The following is a 3,275-nucleotide window of genomic DNA, read 5'->3' as shown; positions in this document are numbered from 1 at the left end:
CTCGGCGAAGGCGTGGCGCATTTCACGCTCGATCCCGCCAGCCGCCGCTTCGTGCTGGTCTCACGCAATGTCCGCATCGCCCCGTCGACGCGCGAATATGCGATCAACGCTTCGAATTACCGCCACTGGCCCGAACCGATCCGCGCCTTCATCGACGATTGCATCGAAGGCAATGGCGGCCCGCGCGGCAAGGATTTCAACATGCGCTGGCTGGCCTGCATGGTCGGCGAGGCTCATCGCATCTTCTCGCGCGGCGGCGTGTTCCTTTATCCCGGCGATGACCGCGCCGGCTACGAGCGCGGCCGTTTACGGCTGCTTTACGAGGCCTTTCCCGTCGCCATGCTGGTCGAGCAGGCCGGCGGCGCGGCGACCGACGGCTTCGAGCGCATCCTCGCGAAAAAGCTCGAAAAGCTGCACCAGCGCACGCCTCTGGTGTTCGGCTCGATCGAAAAGGTCGCCCGCATCGCCTCGTACTATTCCAACGCCCATTACGAGCGCATCCCCTCGCCGCTTTTCGCCGAGCGCGGCCTGTTCCAGCACTAAGGACGGAATTTATGTCGATCAAACATCCCATCATTTCCGTCATCGGCTCCTCGGGCGCGGGCACCAGCACGGTCAAGTTCACCTTCGACCAGATCTTCCGCCGCGAGGGCATCGTCGCCGCCTCGATCGAGGGCGACGCCTTCCATCGCTACGACCGCGCCGCGATGAAGGCGGAAATGGCGCGCCGCCGCGACACGGGCGATCTCACCTTCAGCCATTTCTCCGAGGACGCCAATCTGCTCTCGGAGCTGGAAAACTCCTTTCGCGCCTATGCGGAAACCGGCAAGTGCCGCGCGCGCACCTATGTCCATGACACGGAGGAATCCGAGCGCCATGGCGTTCCGCCCGGCCATTTCACCGACTGGCGCGAGATCGGCGACAATTCCGATCTGCTGTTCTACGAGGGCCTGCATGGCGCGGTGAAGGCCGAGGGAATCGACATCGCCGGCTATGGCGATCTCAAGATCGGCGTCGTGCCGGTGATCAATCTCGAATGGATCCAAAAGATCCATCGCGACCGGGCCTCGCGCGGCTATACGACCGAGGCGGTGACCGACACGATCCTGCGGCGCATGCACGCCTATGTGCATGTCATCTGCCCGCAATTCACCCAGACCGACATCAATTTCCAGCGCGTTCCGGTGGTCGACACCTCGAACCCCTTCATCGCGCGCTGGATCCCGACGGCAGGCGAATCGCTGGTGGTGATCCGCTTCCGCAATCCGCGCGGCATCGACTTCCCGTATCTCGTGTCGATGATCAACGGGAGCTGGATGAGCCGGGCCAATTCCATCGTCATTCCCGGCGACAAGCTCGACATCGCCATGCAGCTCATCCTGACGCCGATGATCCTGCGGCTCACCGAGCGCAGCCGCCGCACCAAATGAATTCGCACCCAGTGAACAACAAGCGAAGGAATTCGTGATGACCGAGACTCTCCTCGCGGAACGCGCCCCGGCGACCAACCCCAGCTTCGCCGACATGGCCAATGCCATTCGCGCCCTGGCCATGGATGCGGTGGAAAAGGCCAAATCCGGCCATCCCGGCATGCCGATGGGCATGGCCGATGTCGCCACGGTGCTGTTCACGCGGTTCATCAAGCTCGACCCGGCCGATCCGGCCTGGCCCGACCGCGACCGCTTCGTGCTCTCGGCCGGCCACGGCTCGATGCTGCAATACGCCCTGCACTATCTGCTCGGCTATGCCGACATGCCGATCGAGCAATTGGAGCGCTTCCGCCAGTTCGGCGCGCGCACCGCCGGCCATCCCGAATATGGCCACGCGCTCGGCATCGAGACCACCACCGGCCCGCTCGGCCAGGGCGTCGCCACCGCCGTCGGCATGGCGCTCGCCGAGCGCATGATGAACGCGCGCTACGGCGACGAACTGGTCGACCATTACACTTATGTCGTCGCCGGCGACGGCTGCCTGATGGAGGGCCTGTCCCACGAGGCCATCGACCTCGCGGGGCGCCTGAAGCTCGGCAAGCTGATCGTGCTGTGGGACGACAACCATATCACCATCGACGGCGCGACCGACCTCTCGACCGCGACCGACCAGATCCGCCGCTTCGACGCCGCCGGTTGGAATGTGGCGCGGGTCGACGGCCATGACGAAAAGCAGATCGCCGCCGCCATCGCCGCCGCGCGCGGCAATAGCGACAAGCCCTGGCTGATCGCCTGCCGCACCACGATCGGCTATGGCGCGCCGACGCGCGCCGGCACCGCCAAGGCGCATGGCGAACCGCTCGGCGTGGAGGAAATCGCCGCCGCGCGCGTAAAACTGAATTGGCCGCACCCGCCCTTCGTGGTGCCGGAGCCGATCCTGGGCGAATGGCGCAGCGTCGCCACGCGCGGCGCCGCCGCCAACGCCCAATGGAAGGCGCGGCTCGCCGCCAGCCGACAAGGCGCGGGCTTCACGGCCCAGATCTCCGGCGAGACGCCGCGCGAAATCTATGTCGCCTTGCGCGATCTGATCGCGAAACACGTCGCCGAAAAGCCGAAGCTCGCCACCCGCAAGGCGTCCGAAATCGCGCTCGGCGCGATCAATGGCGCCAGCGCGATCACCATCGGCGGCTCGGCCGATCTCACCCATTCCAACCTGACCATCACCAAGGGCATGGAATCGGTCGCGCCCGGCGCTTTCGGCGGCCGCTACATCCATTACGGCATTCGCGAACACGGCATGGCGGCGGCCATGAACGGGATCGCGCTCCACGGCGGCTTCATCCCCTATGGCGGCACCTTCCTGGTGTTCTCGGATTATGCGCGCGGCGGCATTCGCCTGTCGGCCTTGATGGGCGTGCGGGTCATCTATGTGCTGACCCATGACTCGATCGGCCTCGGCGAGGACGGCCCAACCCACCAGCCGGTCGAACATATCGCGACCCTGCGCGCCTTGCCGAATCTGCTGACCTTCCGCCCGGCCGATGCGGTCGAGACGGCGGAGGCCTGGGCGGCGGCTTTGTCGGAAAAACGGACGCCCTCCGCCCTCGCCCTCACCCGCCAGGCGGTGACGGCTTTGCGCACGGAAAGTTCGGACGAGAACCTCACCGCCAAGGGCGCCTATGTGCTGCGCGAGACGGATGGCCCGCGCGACGTGACTTTGCTCGCCACCGGCTCGGAAGTGGAACTCGCCGTCGCGGCCGCCGAACGACTTGCGGCGCAAGGCGTCAAGGCGGCGGTGGTCTCGATGCCCTGCTGGGAATTGTTCGAGCGCCAGAGCGAGGCCTA

The 3,275-nt window shown here is 65.9% G+C and carries 2 protein-coding genes and 1 pseudogene; all 3 read left to right on the top strand.

Features of this window, described 5'->3' with window-relative positions; all coding sequences use genetic code 11:
• Positions 1 to 543 (top strand): annotated as a pseudogene (locus ACE3S9_RS17095) (fructose-bisphosphatase class I); the annotation flags it as partial.
• Positions 544 to 554: 11 nt separating this feature from the next.
• Entirely contained in the window at positions 555 to 1,430 is an 876-nt protein-coding gene (locus ACE3S9_RS17090) for a phosphoribulokinase (RefSeq protein ID WP_374547686.1), read from the top strand.
• A gap of 37 nt (positions 1,431 to 1,467) precedes the next feature.
• On the top strand, positions 1,468 to 3,275 hold a 1,808-nt coding region (gene tkt, locus ACE3S9_RS17085), incomplete at its 3' end, for a transketolase (RefSeq protein ID WP_374547685.1).

The sequence above is a fragment of the Rhodoblastus sp. genome (assembly GCF_041915505.1).
Lineage (GTDB): Bacteria > Pseudomonadota > Alphaproteobacteria > Rhizobiales > Beijerinckiaceae > Rhodoblastus.
Note: the sequence above shows the minus strand (reverse complement) of the source record. Positions and strands in the feature narration are given on the sequence as shown.

Coding starts and splice junctions, on each gene's coding strand:
- ACE3S9_RS17090 (WP_374547686.1), top strand. CDS start 555: ATGTCGATCAAACATCCCATCATTTCCGTCATCGGCTCCTCGGGCGCG.